The organism is Pseudomonas sp. A014 (assembly GCF_052378495.1).
Taxonomy (GTDB): Bacteria; Pseudomonadota; Gammaproteobacteria; order Pseudomonadales; family Pseudomonadaceae; genus Aquipseudomonas; species Aquipseudomonas machongensis.
This window is the reverse complement of record NZ_CP199001.1, coordinates 4,354,088-4,373,111: the sequence shown is the minus strand read 5'-3', so window position 1 is coordinate 4,373,111 and position 19,024 is coordinate 4,354,088. Positions and strand designations below refer to the sequence as shown.

Below are 19,024 nucleotides of genomic sequence, written 5' to 3'. Positions count from 1 at the left end.
GGTGGGAGCGCTTTGCGCTCCATCGCGGGATCAGCCCGCTCCCACAGGTTTCACGTTGCCCGTGAGAGTGGCGTCGGACCTATAGTGCGGGTTCGTCCTGCCCACCTGTAGGCTGTAATTTGGCACATGTTGCTGTTCTGAACAGGGTTCGCACTCGTGGTTAATGCTGTAAACAAACCCGCACCGCTCATCAATCGCCTGGTCGTCGTCGGCCTGGGTCTGATCGGTGGTTCCTTCGCCAAAGGTCTGCGTGAAAGCGGCCTGTGCCGCGAAGTGGTCGGTGTCGACCTGGATGCCCAGTCGCGCAAGCAGGCTGTCGCCCTCGGCGTGGTCGACCGCTGCGAAGAAGATCTGGCCGCGGCCTGTGTCGGTGCTGACGTGATCCAGCTGGCGGTACCGATCCTGGCCATGGAAAAGCTTCTGGCCCGCCTGGCGTCGCTCGACCTGGGGGCTGCGGTGATCACCGATGTCGGCAGCGCCAAGGGCAATGTGGTGCGTGCCGCGCGGGCCGTGTTCGGCGAGCGTCTGGCGCGTTTCGTACCCGGCCATCCGATCGCAGGGTCCGAGCAGAGCGGTGTGGAGGCTTCCAATGCTGCACTGTTCCGTCGTCACAAGGTGATCCTCACGCCGCTCGCCGAAACCGACCCGACAGCCCTGGCCTTGGTCGATCGCCTGTGGCGCGCGCTGGAGGCCGATGTCGAGCACATGCCGGTCGAGCGTCATGACGAAGTCCTGGCGGCCACCAGCCACCTTCCGCACCTGCTGGCGTTCGGCCTGGTGGATTCGCTGGCCAAACGCAATGAAAACCTCGACATCTTCCGGTACGCTGCGGGAGGGTTCCGCGATTTCACGAGAATCGCCGGCAGCGACCCGATCATGTGGCATGACATCTTCCTCGCCAATCGCGACGCTGTCCTGCGCACGCTGGATACATTTCGCAGCGATCTCGACGCCTTGCGCGACGCGGTCGATGCAGGGGACGGGCACCAGCTGCTGGGTGTATTCACCCGCGCTCGGGTCGCCCGCGAGCATTTCAGTAAAATCCTGGCCCGCCGGGCCTATGTGGACGCTATGAACGCCAACGACCTGATCTTCCTGGCCCAACCTGGTGGCCGCGTGTCCGGACGGATTCGCGTACCGGGCGACAAATCGATTTCCCACCGTTCGATCATGCTCGGCTCGCTGGCCGAGGGCACCACAGAAGTCGAAGGCTTCCTCGAGGGCGAAGATGCCTTGGCGACCTTGCAAGCCTTCCGCGACATGGGTGTCGTCATCGAGGGGCCGCACCACGGCCGCGTCACTATTCATGGTGTCGGCCTGCACGGACTGAAGCCGCCACCTGGTCCGATCTACCTGGGTAACTCCGGGACCTCGATGCGCCTGCTGTCGGGCCTGCTGGCCGCACAGCCGTTCGACGTGACCATGACCGGTGACGCTTCGCTGTCCAAGCGTCCGATGAACCGCGTGGCCAATCCGTTGCGCGAGATGGGCGCCGTGGTCGAGACCGGCCCCGAGGGGCGCCCACCGCTGACCATTCGCGGTGGCCAGAAGCTCAAGGCGCTGAACTACACCCTGCCGATGGCCAGTGCCCAGGTGAAGTCCTGCCTGCTGCTGGCTGGCCTGTACGCCGAAGGCACTACCACCGTCACCGAGCCGGCACCGACCCGCGATCACACCGAGCGCATGCTGCGCGGCTTCGGCTACAGCGTGCAGAGCAATGGCCCTGTCGCCTCACTGCAGTCCGGCGGCAAGCTGACTGCCACTCGGATCGAAGTGCCAGCCGATATCTCGTCCTCGGCCTTCTTCCTGGTCGCAGCGTCCATCGCCGAAGGTTCGGAGCTGGTGCTGGAGCACGTCGGCATCAACCCGACCCGTACCGGCGTGATCGACATCCTGCGCCTGATGGGGGGTGACATCACCCTGGAGAACCAGCGTGAAGTCGGTGGCGAGCCTGTCGCCGACCTGCGCGTGCGTGGCGCAAAACTCAAGGGTATCGAGATTCCGGAAGATCTGGTGCCGCTGGCCATCGACGAATTCCCGGTGCTGTTCGTCGCTGCGGCCTGCGCCGAAGGGCGTACCGTGCTGCGTGGCGCCGAGGAGCTGCGGGTCAAGGAGTCGGACCGTATCCAGGTCATGGCTGATGGCCTGATCGCCCTGGGCGTGAAGTGCGAGCCGACCCCGGACGGCATCATCATCGACGGCGGCCAGATTGGTGGCGGTGAGGTCCACGGTCACGGTGATCACCGGATCTCCATGGCCTTCAGCATTGCCTCGCTGCGTGCCAGTGCGCCGATCCGTATTCACGACTGCGCCAACGTCGCCACTTCCTTCCCCAACTTCCTGGCGCTTTGCGCCGAAGTCGGCATCCGCGTGGCGCAAGAGGGCAAGTCGTGAATTCGCAGGCGCCGGTCATCACCATCGACGGGCCAAGCGGCTCGGGCAAGGGCACGGTCGCTGGCCTGCTGGCACGCGAGCTTGGCTGGCGGCTGCTGGATTCCGGAGCGTTGTATCGCCTGCTGGCGTTCAACGCCTCGAACCATGGCGTCGACCTGACCAATGAAGAGTTGCTCAAGGCGCTTGCCGCCCACCTGGACGTGCAGTTCATCGCCGCCGAGCCGGGCAAGCTGCAGCAGATCATTCTCGAGGGCGAGGATGTGAGCAATGTCATCCGTACCGAAACGGTAGGGGCGGGCGCCTCGATGGTCGCTTCTCTGCCAGCGGTGCGCGAGGCACTGCTGCAGCGCCAGCGCGCGTTTCGTGAGGCGCCGGGGCTGATTGCCGACGGTCGCGACATGGGCACCGTGGTGTTTCCCGATGCGCCACTGAAGGTGTTTCTCACCGCCAGTGCCGAGGAACGTGCCCGCCGCCGTTACCTGCAGTTGAAGGGCAAAGGCGAAGATGTTAGTCTGTCGAGTCTGCTAGATGAGATTCGTGCGCGCGATGAGCGCGACACCCAGCGCGCAGTGGCCCCGCTCAAGCCGGCGGCCGATGCAATCCAGCTGGACTCTACCGAGTTGTCCATCGAGCAGGTGCTGCAACGGATCAGAAGCGAGCTCGCATTGCGCGACCTGCTCTGATCGCCAGGAAAGCAGGCAGGGGCACCAGTCAACGTCCTGCCCGCTTTCCTTTACTTAAACGAAACCCACATTGTCTGGAATGTGGCGATGGGCGTCTGTCTCGCCCGAATTTACAGGAATTAAAATGAGCGAAAGCTTTGCAGAACTCTTTGAAGAAAGCCTGAAAACCCTCAATCTTCAGCCGGGCGCAATCATCACCGGTATCGTTGTCGACATCGACGGCGACTGGGTTACCGTTCACGCTGGTCTGAAGTCCGAGGGCGTCATCCCGCTCGAGCAGTTCTACAACGAAGCTGGCGAGCTGACCATCAAGGTCGGTGACGAAGTTCACGTTGCGCTGGACGCGGTCGAAGACGGCTTTGGCGAAACCAAGCTGTCCCGTGAAAAAGCCAAGCGCGCCGAGTGCTGGATTGTTCTGGAAGCTGCTTTCGCTGCCGAAGAAGTGGTCAAGGGCGTTATCAACGGTAAGGTTAAGGGCGGCTTCACTGTCGACGTTAACGGCATCCGTGCGTTCCTGCCGGGCTCCCTGGTTGATGTCCGTCCAGTGCGCGACACCACCCACCTGGAAGGCAAAGAGCTGGAATTCAAGGTCATCAAGCTGGACCAGAAGCGCAACAACGTTGTCGTTTCCCGTCGCAGCGTGCTGGAAGCCGAGAACAGCGCCGAGCGCGAAGCCCTGCTGGAAACCCTGCAGGAAGGCCAGCAGGTCAAAGGTATCGTCAAGAACCTCACCGACTACGGCGCCTTCGTGGACCTGGGCGGCATCGACGGCCTGCTGCACATCACCGACATGGCCTGGAAGCGCATCAAGCACCCGTCGGAAATCGTCAACGTTGGTGACGAAGTCGACGTTCGCGTTCTGAAGTTCGACCGTGAGCGCAACCGCGTTTCGCTGGGTCTGAAGCAGATGGGCGAAGATCCGTGGGTTGCTATCACTTCCCGCTACCCAGAAGGTACTCGTGTTACCGCTCGCGTCACCAACCTGACCGACTACGGCTGCTTCGCCGAGCTGGAAGAGGGTGTCGAAGGCCTGGTACACGTTTCCGAAATGGACTGGACCAACAAGAACATCCACCCGTCGAAAGTCGTTCAGGTTGGCGACGAAGTGGAAGTCATGGTTCTGGACATCGACGAAGAGCGTCGTCGTATCTCCCTGGGTATCAAGCAGTGCAAATCCAACCCATGGGAAGACTTCTCCGGCCAGTTCAACAAGGGTGACAAGATCACCGGTACCATCAAGTCGATCACCGACTTCGGTATCTTCATCGGCCTGGACGGCGGCATCGACGGCCTGGTTCACCTGTCCGACATTTCCTGGAACGAAACCGGCGAAGAAGCCGTACGTCGTTTCAAGAAGGGCGACGAGCTGGAAACCGTCATCCTGTCGGTTGACCCGGAGCGCGAGCGCATCTCCCTGGGCATCAAGCAGCTGGAAGACGATCCGTTCTCCAACTTCGTTGCTGTCAACGACAAGGGTGCAATCGTCAAGGGCATCGTGAAGGAAGTTGACGCCAAGGGCGCCATCGTCACTCTGGCCGACGACATCGAAGCTACTCTGAAAGCTTCCGAAATCAGCCGTGACCGCGTTGAAGACGCGCGTAACGTTCTGAAGGAAGGCGAAGAGATCGAAGCCAAGATCATCAGCGTTGACCGCAAGTCCCGCGTCATCAGCCTGTCCATCAAGTCGAAGGACGATGCTGAAGAGCGCGAAGCAATCCAGAGCCTGAAAAACACCGCTCCGGAAGCTGCTGCCGACACCACCATGGCTGCGCTGCTGCGCGAAGCAATGGCCAAGCAGAACTGAGTTCTGTTTGATCGGTAAAAAAGGGCGACCCTCCGGTCGCCCTTTTTTATGCCCTTGATTTCTCTCCCTTCCCCAGAGCCTTGCCGCTGCGGTGTTCCTGTCGGTGTTGGTCTAGGGTTAGTGTCATATGCAGATCTTGAATTTTTTTATCAAGTCAAGATGCACCCTGTTCAAATCCCTCCAAGCGTGCTACAAACTGCTTAAGCAATGATCTAGCTGCTTGATAACGAAGGGAAAAATATGACGAAGTCGGAGCTGATCGAACGTATTGTCACCCATCAGGGGTTGCTCTCGTCCAAGGATGTAGAGTTGGCCATCAAGACCATGCTTGAACAGATGTCCCAATGCCTGGCGACCGGGGATCGCATCGAGATCCGTGGCTTTGGCAGTTTTTCTCTGCATTATCGTGCGCCTCGGGTTGGGCGTAACCCTAAGACCGGGCAGTCGGTGAGTCTTGAAGGCAAGTATGTGCCGCATTTCAAGCCGGGGAAGGAGTTGCGGGATCGGGTCAATGAAGACGAAGCTCACGATTCCATCCAGCCGTGAGGAATAGCATGCGTCGTTTAAACCGCCTTGCCGTAGTGATCTTTTTGAGCTTCTTGTTAGTAGTTACTGTCCTGTTTGTGCTGGAGAATCAGGAGACTGTTTCGCTTGCGATGTTTGGCTGGTCGCTTCCTGATGTGCCGGTAGCACTGCCCGTGCTTGCTACGTTTGTTCTCGGTCTCGCCTTGGGGCCTCTGCTGGGTGGCATTGCCAGGGTGTCACGCAAGCGTTGATGAGCTGCGCGTCTCTGCGCAGCCAGCGTCTCTCATGCTCTGCGGCTCTTGGATGCTCTCAGGAGCGACAAGTATTTTCCAGTCACGCGAGTGGCGGCCTAGAAAAAAGCGTTCACGAAGATTAAGATGCTCCCCTTGTCTTGGGCGGGCGCGACTTGGCTTTGAAGGTGATCAGGTCGGCACGCTTCCCCCACTTGAGTTTTTTGCTAGCGCTGCAATACGGTTGGATTTGTTGATGTCGTCTTTCAGGGGCTATGGGGGCTGAAGGGCGTCGATGCATGTTCAATATTGGCTTTGCCAGGCGATAAACATGGCTTTGGTTTGTCAGCTTCTTGGGTGGATGAAATGCAGTATGCAGTAAACGTCAGGCGGGTCAGTGATGTATGGGTAGTACTGATTGCTGCGGCTCTCTCTACGCCTATCATTTTATTTTCATTATTGAACTACGACATCAATCCAGTATTTCTGCTTGCGCCGTTAGTGGCGTTGGCGTTTTTTGATGGCCTTGGGAAGATGTCCATCCTCTACGTTACCTCGTTGGTTCTCGGTATCGTATCTATTCTGGTTGTCAATCATCTGAAGCCAGATGGTGAGTTGGTCCGACACTTCTTTTCATTAGTGCTGATCATGTTTGCACCGTCTTTTTGGTTCTTGGGGCGCTCCCTATCCCGCCGCGTTGGTTTGGAAACCATCGTCTATTGGCTGGCGGTGTTTTCCTCGATTTTTGTTGTCGTGGTAACGGGACGTATCATCGCTCTGAATGAGCAGGTCAGGATTTACATTGGTGATCCAGGCCTAGAACTGGCTTACATGAATGCCAAGTTTCTCGGCTGGCCTGTGTTCGCTGCGTTTGGCGTATTGAGCCTGGCACATTTGATTTGTTTGCAGTTCCTGGTCGTGTGCGGTGTCTACCTGGCCCGGTCGGGGGGGCGAGTGTTCTCAATCGGTATGCCCTTGGCGTTGTTCAGTGGTGCGTTCCTGATCGCGGGCAGTGACTCGAGAAGTGCCCAGGCCTTGCTGCTTTGGATCGCTGCAACGTTGCTGGTAGGTGCGTGGCGCGTTCCCCGGATCAGGCGCAAGACCTTGGTTGTCGTTATGCTCACGTTACTCGCTTTCCTGGTGCTATATGTCAGAGGCATGTCTGAATTCCGGATGTTCACCACTGTCCAGACCATGTCGCAGGAGCAGCCGGTGGCAACGGGTGATGTCGCAGAGCGGATCGAGAGGTTGGCTGAGGAGCTGAACAGCGTCGCACCGCTTGCAGATATTTCCAACGATAGAGAAGAGGCCTCGACGGAGGGCCTTGCATCGGATGAAGAGATGCGAAGCGAAGTTCAGCAGCGGGAACAGAGCGTGCAAATCTTGAAAAAAGCTGATCAATTTTCGACCGGCCGTTTGGAGTTGGCAATCGAGAGCGTCACTGAGGTCTCCAAAAGCCCCGTGGTCGGAAATGGCTTTAGTGGTTATGGGCGACTCAGGGATGATGCCACGCCTTTGAAAGGCAGCATATCGGAAAATAGCTCAACGCATATCTACTATCTGACGCTGCTCTGGAAGGGCGGTTTACTTTTCTTCATACCGTTCATGATCATGTTGATGATGGCGTTTCATCGTCTGTGGCGCTTGCGATTGAGCCAGCCGCGTTCGGTAGAGAGAATCTATGCCGTCTCTGCAGTATTAATGGCATTTGGTCCAATGGCGCTGGCCTGGGACATTCTTATCGTGCCCAGCGCCGGGGTCCTCGCTTTCTTCCTGCTTGGCACGCTAGGGACGGTGCAGCGTCCAGTGGTCGAGCCAGGTTTCGGGGTCGCGGGTGCAGGTGACTGACAGGGTAGAACGATTTGGTCGATCTGCGTTCGCAAGGAGGCGAGCTGCTGTGGGCGGTGCTGTCTCAAGTGGGGCGGGAATGCAAGGCGTGTCGCGCAAAGGGTTCCAGGTATGAGTGGTAATAATGGCTTTTTGGGAAAGTTCGCACTGTATATACCTGTGAAGTTGCTTCCGGCAGCCCTTACAATATTTTTTATATTCTTCCTCTACAAGAACCTGTCAGGTGAAGACTATGTGAAATACTCTGTTGGCTTGGCGTGTGCCGCCATTGCTGCACAAATTGGGTCGATGTGGGTCGGTAACGCGTTCATTTACCATTTTGCTTCGGTGAGTAATAAGTTTTCTTTTCTGAAACATAGCGTGTTTCTGGTTTCGACACTGGGGCCTCTCACTGCCCTTGCTGCCGCGGGTGCTGCGATTGTGCTCGTGGGCGGGGGTGATGCATTTTTGAGTGTGTGGGTGTTGTGCTTGTGCCAAGCTTACTTCTTTTTTCTGTCGGCGGTTTGCCAGGCAGGATTTCTGGTCAAGCATCAGTTAGTGGCGGTTGCCCTTCAAGCACTCATTCAAGTGGGGGTCATCGTTTCCCTCCAGCGCGGCGGGGGGTTGACCTATTCAGCGGCAATGCTGGCGCTTGCTCTGGGTTACGCCTCGGCGGCATGCGTGATGCTTTATTTCGCCGTCAATCGTTTTCGAGTGTTTTCCCGCGGCATCGCCCCGTCAAAAATACGAGGAGATATCAAGGCAGTCTTCAGCTATGGCGTGGCCTTGGTGCCTTGGACGCTAGGCATGCTCATGATGGCTGCATCCGACCGTTTCGTCATCGGATATCTCGGGCTGGAAAATGGCGATTCCTACCTGTCCATGAAAGACCTGTTCGTCGGTGCTGGCGGGCTCTTGAGTATGCCTTTGCTGATGTTGGTCCACCCTTTGATCATGAAAAGGTTCAAGGAGGGTCGATTCGACGCATCGCTGGTAGAGGGGTCTCTTGGGTTCTTGATCATTGCATTTTCCTTGCTGTGGTGCGGGATCTGGCAAGTCGGCTTTGAATTGTTCGAGCGCGCAGTCGGAAAATCAGTAGTTGCACCAACCGGTACGTTGTTGCTGGCGTTTGTCGGCGTGTTTCTCAATTGTGCTGCGGTGTATGTGCAAAAGCGTCTGGAGGTGCACAGGAAGATGCGTCGGCTCGCGATGCTTTCGCTCGGCTGCGCGCTGGTGGGTGCTGTGCTGGCGTATGGCGGTGCTTTGTGGTTCGGATTGGTTGGTGTCGCATTGGGTGGCATGCTCGGCCAGGCGTTGTATTTCGTTGTTGTCACGACATCGATCAAGAGTAAAGCCACGGTGCTCAAGGCGGTCATCCGGCCTTTGCTGGTTGCTTGTGTTTCGCTTGTGTTGGGATGGGGGCTGCACCAGATATTGTCGTTGCTTCTGGGGGGGGAGCCTTGGTGGGTGGTCAGTGCAGGATGGATACTGATCTTCTCGGCGGTCTCCTTATTTTCTTTTTGGAAGGGTGTTGCCTGGCAGGGTTTTTTGCGGTCGCGTTTCTAAGCAATTCATTTCGATGCCGACAGGGGTGGACTCACCGCATTGGAGGTAGGGATATGTCAATGAGGTTTTTGAGTGTGCGCTGGGGGTGGTATGCATGATCTGACATTGCTGGGTTTCTGTGTCGATGACGACTATTTTCTCAAGTACTCCAAGGGCGATGCGATGCCGCAGGTGGCCGCTCATAAGCTGGAGTCTCGGTTTCTTGAGGCGATATCCGGTGTCGGGGTGGAAGTGGTTGCGCTGTCCACAATGGCGTCATCCGCCTATCCAAGAAATCCTCATGTTTTCATGCCTGCTGCACGTACCAGGCAGTCGGGAGTCGTCAGGCGGGTAATGCCGTTGATCAACCTTCCCGGCTTGAAGCTTATTGTTCGTTTCGTGATGGCTTTGTGTGGATTATTCTCATCCGGCAAGCCTCGCATAGGGGTGTGCGTGTATGCCGCACATACCCCCAACCTCTTGGCGGCCTGGATTTTTTCAAGGCTTCGTCGAGTGCCGTATTACGTGTATGTGCCAGACTTGCCTGCTTACATGGACGTGATGCTCAAGCGCTCGCGCTTCGTGCGGCTCATGAAGCAGATGGACGCTTCGATTCTTGGTTTTCTGGTCCGAGGCGCCGCAGGGTTGTTTGTGATAAGTCGTCCAATGGTAGACGACTGCCCGCAGTGGTCAAACGTGCCGTTCATGGTGCTGGAGGGCATAGCCGATACTGCTGAGCCACCGATCCAGGATCAAGTGATCGAGAAGAAAAGAGTGTTCTACGCCGGTGGTGTAAATCGGTCTTACGGGATCGAAGAGCTGGTGGAGGGATTTCTCCAGTCGGGTATTGATTATGAACTCCACATCTGTGGTGGTGGGGACCTTGTCGAATACCTCAAGTCGGTCAGTGCAGCAAACCCTTCTGTAAAATACTGGGGGGTGGTCAGCCCGGCCGAGGTGGCAAAAATGCAGGCATTTGCATCCGTCTTGCCAATTACGCGGGACCCGGCGCAAACATTTACTCGTTATTCGTTTCCATCAAAGTTGATCGAGTATATGTGTGCGGAAGTTCCTGTGTTGACCACGCGCTTAAAAGGTATTCCAGACGAGTATTATCAGTATCTCAATATTATCCCGGAGTTTTCCGTGGAGGGCGTGGCTTCGGCGCTCAAAGAGTTTGCATCGGCGGACCCGGAGCAATTGTCACAAAAGGCTAATCGTGGTAGGGTTTGGCTACTTGAAACGCGGTCTAGTCAAGCCGTTGGGAATCAGATTTTGAAATTTATGGAGAAATTTAAGTGAGTTTTTTCACGGGTAAAACACTGCTGATTACCGGGGGCACTGGTTCGTTTGGCAATGCCGTATTGAAGCGGTTCCTGGATAGCGATATTGCAGAAATTCGCATTTTCAGTCGCGATGAGAAAAAACAGGACGACATGCGTAAGCGCTATGCCAGTCCTAAGTTGAAGTTTTATATTGGCGACGTGCGTGATTATCAGGGTATTCTCAATGCCACCCGTGGCGTGGATTATATTTATCATGCGGCGGCATTGAAACAGGTTCCGTCCTGTGAGTTCCATCCACTGGAGGCGGTCAAGACTAACGTGCTGGGCACTGAAAACGTTCTTGAGGCTGCGATTCAGAACGGAGTCAAGCGTGTTGTCTGCCTGAGCACCGACAAGGCCGTTTACCCGATCAACGCCATGGGCATCTCCAAGGCAATGATGGAAAAGGTGATGGTCGCCAAGTCGCGAAACGTCGACGAGACCAAAACGGTTATCTGTGGTACCCGCTACGGCAACGTCATGGCCTCGCGAGGGTCGGTGATCCCTCTGTTCATCGAGCAGATCCGCGCAGGCAAGCCATTGACACTGACCGACCCGAACATGACGCGTTTCATGATGACGCTTTCTGACGCGGTCGATCTGGTGTTGTATGCATTCGAGCATGGCAACAATGGCGACCTGTTCGTCCAGAAGGCGCCCGCTGCTACGGTGGAAGTCCTCGCCAAGGCCCTCACTGCCCTGGTGAACAAGCCAGATCATCCTATTCAAGTGATCGGCACCCGTCACGGTGAAAAACTCTACGAAGCGCTGTTGAGCCGTGAGGAAATGGCTTGCGCAGAAGACATGGGCGACTATTTCCGTGTGCCGCCGGATCTACGCGATTTGAACTATGCCAAGTTTGTCGAAGAGGGTGAGACTAAAATCTCCCGTACTGAAGACTACAACTCGCATAACACCGAACGTCTCGATGTCGAGGGTATGCAGAAGCTGCTGCTCAAGTTGGACTTCATGCGTGCCATTCAACGCGGCGAACTGGCTGCGCCCGAGGACTGATCCATGCGTGTTTTGATTACTGGGGCGAATGGCTTTGTCGGTCAGAACCTGCTGGTGCATCTGGCTGAACGCAGTGATGTCGAAGTGGATCGCTTCACCCGAGCCGATGCGCCTGAATCGCTCAAAGGCAAGGTAGCGAACGCTGACTTCGTGTTCCACCTGGCCGGCGTCAATCGACCACAGGACCCTGCTGAGTTCAATACCGGGAATGCGGACCTTACCCGTCTTCTGTGTGATGCGATCATCGCCAGTGGGCGCAAGGTTCCGGTTCTTTACACTTCCTCGACCCAGGCTGAACTCGATAACGCCTACGGCAAGAGCAAGCGTGATGCCGAGGATGCGCTCAGGTCGCTTGCCAATGACGAGGGCGTGCCTGTCCAGATCTTCCGCTTGCCTAACGTGTTCGGTAAGTGGGCGCGTCCGAATTATAATTCGGCCGTCGCCACGTTCTGCCATAACATCGTCCGTGATTTGCCGATCACCATCAACGACCCAGAAGCCAGGATCAATCTGGTTTACGTCGACGATGTGGTGCGTCGCTTCATCGAAGTGATGGACGCAAAGGGCAGCGGTGCTGTTTTCGGAGAAGTCGAGCCCCAGTATCAAATCACGGTTGGCAAGTTGGCGGAACAGTTGCGGGCTTTCCGCGACAGTCGTCAGACCATGGTCACCGAGCCGGTAGGTACGGGGCTGGTGCGTGCACTGTACTCGACCTATCTGAGTTATGTTCCTGCCGAAAAGTTTACCTACGAGGTTCCCAAGTATGGCGATCCTCGGGGTGTTTTCGTTGAAATGCTCAAAACCAAGGATTCAGGGCAGTTCTCCTACTTCACGGCGCATCCGGGAATCACGCGTGGCGGGCATTATCACCACTCTAAGACGGAAAAGTTCCTGGTCATCAAAGGGCGTGCCTGCTTCCGCTTCCGTCACGTGATATCGGGCTCGTTTTACGAGCTTTTCACCACTGGCGAAAAGCCTGAGATCGTCGAAACCGTTCCCGGATGGACCCATGACATTACCAATGTCGGCGACGAAGAAATGATCGTCATGCTGTGGGCCAACGAGATCTTTGATCGCGAGCTTCCTGACACTTACGCGCGCCCTGTGGGTACACAAGCCTGAATTCTTGTTTAGGGTATAAAGAATATGAAAAAGTTGAAAATAGTCACTGTCGTTGGTACGCGTCCGGAAATCATCCGCTTGGCTCGCGTCATGTCAGCGCTGGATCGCCACTGCGATCACGTGCTTGTTCACACAGGGCAGAACTACGATTATGAATTGAACGAGATCTTTTTCAATGATCTCGGTATTCGTAAGCCGGATCACTTTCTCAATGCGGCTGGTGCAACAGGTGCCGAGACGATCGGTAACGTGATTATCGCGGTGGATCGTGTATTGGCCGAAGTCCAGCCTGAAGCGCTGTTGGTGCTGGGTGATACCAACAGTTGCATGGCAGTGTTGCCAGCCAAGCGCCGTAAGATCCCGACGTTCCACATGGAAGCGGGTAACCGGTGTTTCGACATGCGTGTGCCTGAAGAGATCAACCGCCGGATTGTTGATCACACTGCCGACATCAACCTGACTTACAGCACCATTGCCCGCGACTATCTGTTGCAGGAAGGCCTGCCTGCGGATCGCGTGATCAAGACCGGCAGCCCGATGTTCGAGGTTATCAATCACTATCTTCCGGCGATCGAAAAGTCCGATGTGCTTGATCGCCTGGGTCTGGAGTTCGGGAAGTTCTTCGTGGTCAGCGCGCACCGCGAAGAAAACATTGACTCCGAAAAGAACTTCATGAAGTTGGTTGCGGTGCTCAACACCGTCGCCGAGCAATACGACTTGCCGGTGATCGTGTCGACCCACCCACGCACCCAAAAACGCGTGGATGCCCTGGGTGTCACGTTCCACCCCAACGTACGTCTGCTCAAGCCACTGGGCTTCACCGACTACAACAAGCTGCAACTGACCGCCAAGGCTGTGCTCTCGGACAGCGGCACGATCAATGAAGAGTCGTCGATCCTCAACTTCCCGGCACTCAACATCCGTGAAGCGCACGAGCGTCCGGAGGGCATGGAAGAAGCGGCCGCGATGATGGTCGGCTTGGAAGTCGAGCGAGTGCTGCAGGCACTGGCGATCCTGGAGGAGCAATCCCGTGGTGCCGATCGCAGCCTGCGCCTGGTTGCCGATTACAGTATGCCGAACGTCTCGGACAAGGTCGTGCGCATCGTCCACAGCTACACGGATTATGTGAATCGCACAGTCTGGAAAAGATACTGATTCGTGGCCTGCATGTCAGAGAAACCATTAAAAGTACTGGTGGTCACGCAGTATTTCTGGCCGGAAAACATGCGGATCAATGATATGGTCCGCGATTTGGTCGAGAAGGGCCACGACGTGACCGTTTTGACAGGCCTTCCCAATTATCCTGAAGGCGTGGTCTTCGAGGCTTATCGGAAGGATCCCGCGCGTTTCAGTAACTATCATGGCGCGCAGGTCGTTCGAGTGCCCATGCGAGCGCGTGGTAAAGGCAGCCTCGGCTTGATACTCAACTATGCGGCGTTTTTTACCAGTGCCTCGACAATCGGAGCCTACAAACTGCGTGGTCGGGCATTCGACGCGCTATTTGTGTACGCCGTATCTCCGATCATGTCAGCCATACCGGCGATCGTGATTGGTCGGCTCAAGCGTGCCCCGGTATTCGTCTGGGTGCTCGATCTTTGGCCTGAAACGCTTCGGGCTGTGGGCGTGATCAAGCATACGGGTCTCCTGTCATTGGTCGGCCGCATGGTGTCCTGGATCTACAATCGGACTGATTACCTGTTGCTGCAATCCCATGGTTTCTTTGACAACGTCAGACACTACTGCACCAGGCCAATCGATCCGGATCGCCTCGTGTATTTTCCCAGCTGGGCCGAAGATGACTTTTCCGTCGAAGCCCCGCCGACTCGGCTGATCGAAGCGGATCCGACGGTGTTTACCGTTGCGTTCGCCGGCAACCTGGGTGAATCCCAGGACTTCCCCTCGATCCTCGAGGCCGCGCAATTGTTGCGCGACAAAGTTGCGGTGCGCTGGGTCATCGCCGGTGACGGCCGGATGGGTGAGTGGCTGGCCGATCAGGTGCGAGAGCGTGGGCTCGATAATGTCCATCTGCTGGGACGTCATCCACTCGAGGAAATGCCCGGCCTGTTTGCGTGTTCGGATGCCCTATTGGTGTCGTTGAAAACCAACGATGTCTTCGAGAAAACAATTCCCGGGAAGGTTCAGGCGTACCTGGCCTCTGGCCGTCCGCTGCTGGGCATGATCAACGGAGAGGCGGCCCGCGTCATCCGTGAGTCCGGTGCCGGACTAGCCTGTGATTCGAGCGATGGTAAAGGTCTCGCGCGAATTGTCACCGAGCTCGCCGGGTCGTCGGTCGAACGACGTACCGAGATGGGCAACGCCGGGCGTGACTATTACCTCACGCACTATTCCAAGGCCAGACTCATGGAGCGTCTGGTTTCTCTTTTCCGTACCGCGACTCAGCGCAAGGCGGCCAAGTGATGTCGAACAGGATTCTGTTGACCGGTGCAACCGGTTTTGTGGGCAAGGCAGTGCTGGAAAAGCTGCGCCAACTAGGCCACTCGGTGGTCATCGCAGTACGTCAGCCTGAAGTCGAGCAGACGGCTGCGACCGAGGTGTTCCACTGCGCCCAACTTGATGGTGACGCGGACTGGAGCCCGGCACTGGGTGATGTCGGCACTGTCATTCACTGCGCTGCTCGCGTTCATGTGATGAACGATACCGAACCAGACCCACTCGCGGCTTTTCGGCGTATCAACGTCGACGGCACCGTCAACCTGGCCAGGCAGGCTGCTGCGGCCGGGGTACGACGCTTTGTATTCGTAAGCTCGATCAAGGTCAACGGCGAGGGCACGGTCAAGGGGCGCCCGTACAAGCCTGACGATGTTCCTGCGCCGGTGGATCCGTACGGGGTGTCCAAGCGAGAAGCAGAAGACGCACTGCTACGTCTTGCCCAGGAGACCGGACTGGAAGTCGTGATCATCCGGCCGGTGCTGGTATATGGGCCGGGCGTGAAGGCCAACTTCCAGGCCATGATGCGTTGGCTCGACAAAGGCGTCCCGCTGCCTTTCGGTGCCATCGACAACCGGCGGAGCCTGGTGGCGCTGGACAATCTGGTCGACCTGATCATCACCTGCATGGATCATCCTGGGGCGGCCAACCAGACCTTCCTGGTCAGCGATGGCGAAGATCTCTCCACCACCGGTTTGTTGCGACGCATGGCTGCGGCTCTTGGACGTCCAGCCCGGCTCCTGCCAGTGCCTTCGATGCTGTTGGAGCTGGCAGCGACCCTGCTGGGCAAGCGTGCATTGTCCCAACGTCTTTGCGGGTCGCTGCAGGTTGATATCGAGAAAACCCGTTCGTTGCTGGGCTGGACTCCCCCGGTGAGCGTAGACGACGCGTTGCGCCAAGCTGCGCGTGACTTTCAGGAAGATACAAGAAAATGAATCAAGCGTGGTTGCTTCCGCTGGTGTTGGTGCTGTCGTTTTCGTTGACGGCGGTGTTGCGCCGGTATGCACTGGCCAAGAGCATCATCGACGTTCCCAATGCGCGCAGTTCCCATGCGGTTCCCACGCCACGTGGCGGCGGTGTGGCCATCGTGGTGGCGTTTCTGCTGTCGTTGGTCGCTATAGCATTTGGCCAACTGGCCGACTATCCGATGCTCGTGGCATTGGGCGGCGCAGGCGCTGCCATCGCCGTTATCGGTTTCATGGACGACCATGGGCATATCGCGGCGCGCTGGCGCCTCCTGGGACATTTCGCCGCCGCAGCCTGGGCGCTGTTCTGGCTTGGCGGATTCCCCGTAGTGCGAGTATTGGGCCTGGATATTGACCTTGGGTGGATTGGGGCTGTACTCGGGGCGTTCTATCTGGTCTGGTTGCTGAACCTCTACAACTTCATGGACGGTATCGACGGCATTGCCAGCGTCGAAGCGCTCTGTGCCTGCCTGGGCGCTTGCCTGGTGTATTGGGTGGGCGGCTTCGAGCAATTGATGATCCTGCCCTTGCTGCTCAGCGCTGCAGTGCTGGGTTTCCTTTGCTGGAATTTTCCACCTGCGCGGATCTTCATGGGGGACGCTGGCAGTGGCTTCCTGGGTATTGCATTGGGTGTACTTTCGCTGCAGGCCGCCTGGAAGGACCCATCGCTGTTCTGGTGCTGGCTTGTCCTGCTCGGTGTGTTCATCGTCGATGCCACGTTCACCCTGATTCGCCGCCTGGCAAGGGGGGACAAGGTCTATGAGGCTCATCGCAGTCACGCCTATCAATTTGCCTCCCGGCAATATGGGCGCCATCTGCCGGTCACGCTTGCTGTCGGTGCAATCAATCTGTTCTGGTTGTTACCCATTGCCTTGTGCGTCATGCTGCTGAAACTCGAGGGTGCATTGGCGCTCGTTATCGCCTATGTACCGCTGGTCGTGCTCGCGGTGCGTTACCGCGCTGGCGATCTCGAATAATAGAGAGTTATAAAGACCTGCTGCACGTGCGGCAGGTCTTGGTCATTCAAGACAGGCTTCGTAGGGGAGCGGTAAAGGTGTTCGAAGGGGTTATGGATAGATTGCGGACCTTTCTGTTGGGATTGCCTCGCCGTTATAAGCGCCTCCTTCAGGTCGCTACCGATATAGTGCTGGTGTGGGTAGCCTTGTGGATGGCATTTGTCGTGCGCCTGGGTATCGATGAATTGGCCAATCCCGTCAAGGATCACCCTTGGCTCTTTGCTGCTGCGCCCTTCGTGGCGATTCCATTGTTCATCCGTTTCGGCTTGTACCGGGCGGTCATGCGTTACTTCGGTAATGACGCCCTGATCACCATCATCAAAGCGGTCAGCCTGTCTTCTCTGATTCTGGGCGTGATCGTCTATTGGTACAGCAATCACGAGAATGTCGTGCCACGCTCCATCATCTTCAACTACTGGTGGCTGAGCCTGATCATGATCGGCGGGTTGCGTCTGGCCATGCGGCAGTACTTCCTGGGTGACTGGTTCGCAGCGGTGCAGCATGTACCGTTCACCAATCGCGACGATGGTTTGACCAAAGTCGCGATCTATGGTGCCGGTTCGGCGGGTAACCAATTGGTTGCCGCGCTGCGCTTGGGCAAGGTGATGAGGCCTGTGGCGTTCATTGATGATGACAACAGCATTGCCGACCGAGTGATTTCCGGGGTGCAGGTGTTCAAACCCAAGCATCTTCAGCGCATGATCGACCGGACCGGTGCGCAGGAAATCCTCCTGGCGATCCCATCGGCAACCCGGGCCCGACGCCGTGAGATTCTTGGCCTGTTGGAAGGGTATCCGCTGCACGTGCGCAGTATCCCGGGCTTCATGGATCTGGCCAGCGGCAGGGTCAAGGTCGATGACATCCAGGAGGTCGACATCGCCGACCTGCTGGGGCGTGACGCCGTGCCGGCGCAACGCGATCTGCTGTCGCGCTGTATCGCTGGCCAGGTGGTCATGGTGACAGGCGCGGGCGGCTCTATCGGATCGGAGTTGTGTCGCCAGATTCTCGGCCTGGGACCGAAAGTGCTGCTGCTTTTCGAACACAGCGAGTTCAATCTGTACAGCGTTCTTTCCGAGCTCGAGAAGCGCGTCGAGCGTGAATCGCTTTCGGTCAAGCTGCTGCCGATACTGGGATCAGTGCGCAACCAGCGCAAACTCATAGATATCATGCGCGCCTGGCGAGTGGACACTGTCTACCATGCGGCGGCCTACAAGCACGTGCCTATGGTCGAACACAATATCGCCGAAGGCGTGTTGAACAACGTGATGGGGACCTTGTATACCGCGCAGGCAGCGCTCCAGGCGGGTATCTCGAACTTTGTGCTGATCTCGACCGACAAGGCGGTACGACCAACCAATGTCATGGGGAGCACCAAGCGTCTGGCCGAAATGACGCTGCAGGCGCTGAGCCGAGAGTTGGCACCGATCCTGTTTGGCGAAACGGGCAACATCGCGCAGGTTAACAAGACGCGATTCACCATGGTGCGCTTCGGAAATGTCCTGGGTTCTTCCGGCTCGGTTATTCCATTGTTCCACAAGCAGATCCAGGCAGGCGGGCCGCTGACGGTCACCCACCCCAATATCACGCGATACTTCATGACCATTCCCGAGGCTGCGCAGTTGGTCATCCAGGCGGGTTCGATGGGCCAAGGGGGCGATGTATTCGTGCTCGACATGGGTGAGCCGGTGAAAATCGTCGAGTTGGCTGAAAAGATGATTCATCTGTCCGGGCTCAGTATCCGTTCGGAGCACAATCCCCACGGAGACATCGCCATAGAGTTTTCGGGCCTGCGGCCTGGGGAGAAACTCTACGAAGAATTGCTGATCGGCGACAATGTCGAGGCGACCCCCCACCCGATGATCATGAGCGCCCATGAAGACTACCTTCCATGGGACGTGCTCAAGGAGCGTCTGGAGGCCCTGCTGAAGGCTGTCGAAAACGACGATTACGCACGGGTACGCCAATTGCTCAGAGAGACGGTGAGTGGCTACGCTCCCGATGGCGAAATAGTCGACCTGATACATCAGCAACGTCGTCTGGAGCCCTGATGTATGCACAGGACTCATGGATGACACGGTCAGTGTTTAACGTGAGTCCTTTGGGTTTCTTTAATGTCAGGGTGTAGT

15 protein-coding genes are annotated in these 19,024 nt (G+C 57.1%); all 15 read left to right on the top strand.

Going from position 1 to position 19,024, the window contains the following annotated elements; all coding sequences use genetic code 11:
• Positions 1–156: 156 nt before the first annotated feature.
• The 15 genes from ACTYOL_RS20315 to ACTYOL_RS20245 all read left to right on the top strand — a co-directional run bounded on the left by ACTYOL_RS20315 (position 157) and on the right by ACTYOL_RS20245 (position 18,946).
• Complete coding sequence (locus ACTYOL_RS20315) at positions 157–2,394, top strand: bifunctional prephenate dehydrogenase/3-phosphoshikimate 1-carboxyvinyltransferase (RefSeq protein ID WP_444756976.1); 2,238 nt, start codon at positions 157–159, stop codon at positions 2,392–2,394.
• Positions 2,391–3,077, top strand: a complete 687-nt coding sequence (gene cmk, locus ACTYOL_RS20310; protein WP_054893879.1) for a (d)CMP kinase — start codon at positions 2,391–2,393, stop codon at positions 3,075–3,077. Before ACTYOL_RS20315 ends, cmk begins: the two co-directional genes overlap by 4 nt.
• A gap of 124 nt (positions 3,078–3,201) precedes the next feature.
• Entirely contained in the window at positions 3,202–4,881 is a 1,680-nt protein-coding gene (rpsA, locus tag ACTYOL_RS20305; protein WP_054893880.1) for a 30S ribosomal protein S1, read from the top strand.
• Between the two features lie 240 nt (positions 4,882–5,121).
• Complete coding sequence (gene ihfB / locus ACTYOL_RS20300; protein WP_125931661.1) at positions 5,122–5,427, top strand: integration host factor subunit beta; 306 nt, start codon at positions 5,122–5,124, stop codon at positions 5,425–5,427.
• Positions 5,428–5,435: 8 nt separating this feature from the next.
• Complete coding sequence (locus tag ACTYOL_RS20295; RefSeq protein WP_444756975.1) at positions 5,436–5,657, top strand: DUF1049 domain-containing protein; 222 nt, start codon at positions 5,436–5,438, stop codon at positions 5,655–5,657.
• A 345-nt stretch (positions 5,658–6,002) separates the two neighbouring features.
• On the top strand, positions 6,003–7,484 hold the full coding sequence (locus tag ACTYOL_RS20290) for an O-antigen ligase family protein (protein WP_200603661.1): 1,482 nt from the start codon (positions 6,003–6,005) through the stop codon (positions 7,482–7,484).
• A 111-nt stretch (positions 7,485–7,595) separates the two neighbouring features.
• A complete protein-coding gene (locus tag ACTYOL_RS20285; RefSeq protein WP_444756974.1) occupies positions 7,596–9,029 on the top strand; it encodes a lipopolysaccharide biosynthesis protein in 1,434 nt (477 codons plus the stop codon).
• Positions 9,030–9,119: 90 nt separating this feature from the next.
• A complete protein-coding gene (locus ACTYOL_RS20280; protein ID WP_200603660.1) occupies positions 9,120–10,310 on the top strand; it encodes a glycosyltransferase in 1,191 nt (396 codons plus the stop codon).
• Positions 10,307–11,347 carry a polysaccharide biosynthesis protein gene (locus tag ACTYOL_RS20275; protein WP_065862133.1) on the top strand — a complete coding sequence of 347 codons (1,041 nt, stop codon included), beginning with the start codon at positions 10,307–10,309 and terminating at the stop codon, positions 11,345–11,347. Before ACTYOL_RS20280 ends, ACTYOL_RS20275 begins: the two co-directional genes overlap by 4 nt.
• Positions 11,348–11,350: 3 nt before the next feature.
• Positions 11,351–12,469 carry a UDP-2-acetamido-2,6-beta-L-arabino-hexul-4-ose reductase gene (wbjC, locus tag ACTYOL_RS20270; protein ID WP_197893352.1) on the top strand — a complete coding sequence of 373 codons (1,119 nt, stop codon included), beginning with the start codon at positions 11,351–11,353 and terminating at the stop codon, positions 12,467–12,469.
• Between the two features lie 24 nt (positions 12,470–12,493).
• A complete protein-coding gene (gene wecB, locus ACTYOL_RS20265; RefSeq protein ID WP_153772864.1) occupies positions 12,494–13,624 on the top strand; it encodes a non-hydrolyzing UDP-N-acetylglucosamine 2-epimerase in 1,131 nt (376 codons plus the stop codon).
• Positions 13,625–13,636: 12 nt separating this feature from the next.
• Positions 13,637–14,887 (top strand): glycosyltransferase family 4 protein, encoded by a 1,251-nt coding sequence (locus ACTYOL_RS20260; protein WP_153772865.1) that lies wholly within the window; start codon positions 13,637–13,639, stop codon positions 14,885–14,887.
• Positions 14,887–15,852, top strand: a complete 966-nt coding sequence (locus tag ACTYOL_RS20255; RefSeq protein ID WP_153772866.1) for a UDP-glucose 4-epimerase family protein — start codon at positions 14,887–14,889, stop codon at positions 15,850–15,852. Before ACTYOL_RS20260 ends, ACTYOL_RS20255 begins: the two co-directional genes overlap by 1 nt.
• Complete coding sequence (locus tag ACTYOL_RS20250) at positions 15,849–16,859, top strand: MraY family glycosyltransferase (RefSeq protein WP_153772867.1); 1,011 nt, start codon at positions 15,849–15,851, stop codon at positions 16,857–16,859. The genes ACTYOL_RS20255 and ACTYOL_RS20250 overlap by 4 nt, the downstream gene beginning before the upstream one ends.
• Positions 16,860–16,951: 92 nt before the next feature.
• Positions 16,952–18,946, top strand: a complete 1,995-nt coding sequence (locus tag ACTYOL_RS20245) for a polysaccharide biosynthesis protein (RefSeq protein WP_153772873.1) — start codon at positions 16,952–16,954, stop codon at positions 18,944–18,946.
• Positions 18,947–19,024 lie beyond the last annotated feature (78 nt).

What these genes read in the sequence shown, in the direction of transcription:
- wecB (WP_153772864.1), top strand. Translation starts at nt 12,494, where the DNA reads ATGAAAAAGTTGAAAATAGTCACTGTCGTTGGTACGCGTCCGGAAATC.
- ACTYOL_RS20250 (WP_153772867.1), top strand. Translation starts at nt 15,849, where the DNA reads ATGAATCAAGCGTGGTTGCTTCCGCTGGTGTTGGTGCTGTCGTTTTCG.
- ihfB (WP_125931661.1), top strand. Translation starts at nt 5,122, where the DNA reads ATGACGAAGTCGGAGCTGATCGAACGTATTGTCACCCATCAGGGGTTG.
- ACTYOL_RS20295 (WP_444756975.1), top strand. Translation starts at nt 5,436, where the DNA reads ATGCGTCGTTTAAACCGCCTTGCCGTAGTGATCTTTTTGAGCTTCTTG.
- rpsA (WP_054893880.1), top strand. Translation starts at nt 3,202, where the DNA reads ATGAGCGAAAGCTTTGCAGAACTCTTTGAAGAAAGCCTGAAAACCCTC.
- ACTYOL_RS20290 (WP_200603661.1), top strand. Translation starts at nt 6,003, where the DNA reads ATGCAGTATGCAGTAAACGTCAGGCGGGTCAGTGATGTATGGGTAGTA.
- wbjC (WP_197893352.1), top strand. Translation starts at nt 11,351, where the DNA reads ATGCGTGTTTTGATTACTGGGGCGAATGGCTTTGTCGGTCAGAACCTG.
- ACTYOL_RS20255 (WP_153772866.1), top strand. Translation starts at nt 14,887, where the DNA reads ATGTCGAACAGGATTCTGTTGACCGGTGCAACCGGTTTTGTGGGCAAG.
- ACTYOL_RS20280 (WP_200603660.1), top strand. Translation starts at nt 9,120, where the DNA reads ATGCATGATCTGACATTGCTGGGTTTCTGTGTCGATGACGACTATTTT.
- ACTYOL_RS20245 (WP_153772873.1), top strand. Translation starts at nt 16,952, where the DNA reads ATGGATAGATTGCGGACCTTTCTGTTGGGATTGCCTCGCCGTTATAAG.
- ACTYOL_RS20260 (WP_153772865.1), top strand. Translation starts at nt 13,637, where the DNA reads ATGTCAGAGAAACCATTAAAAGTACTGGTGGTCACGCAGTATTTCTGG.
- ACTYOL_RS20285 (WP_444756974.1), top strand. Translation starts at nt 7,596, where the DNA reads ATGAGTGGTAATAATGGCTTTTTGGGAAAGTTCGCACTGTATATACCT.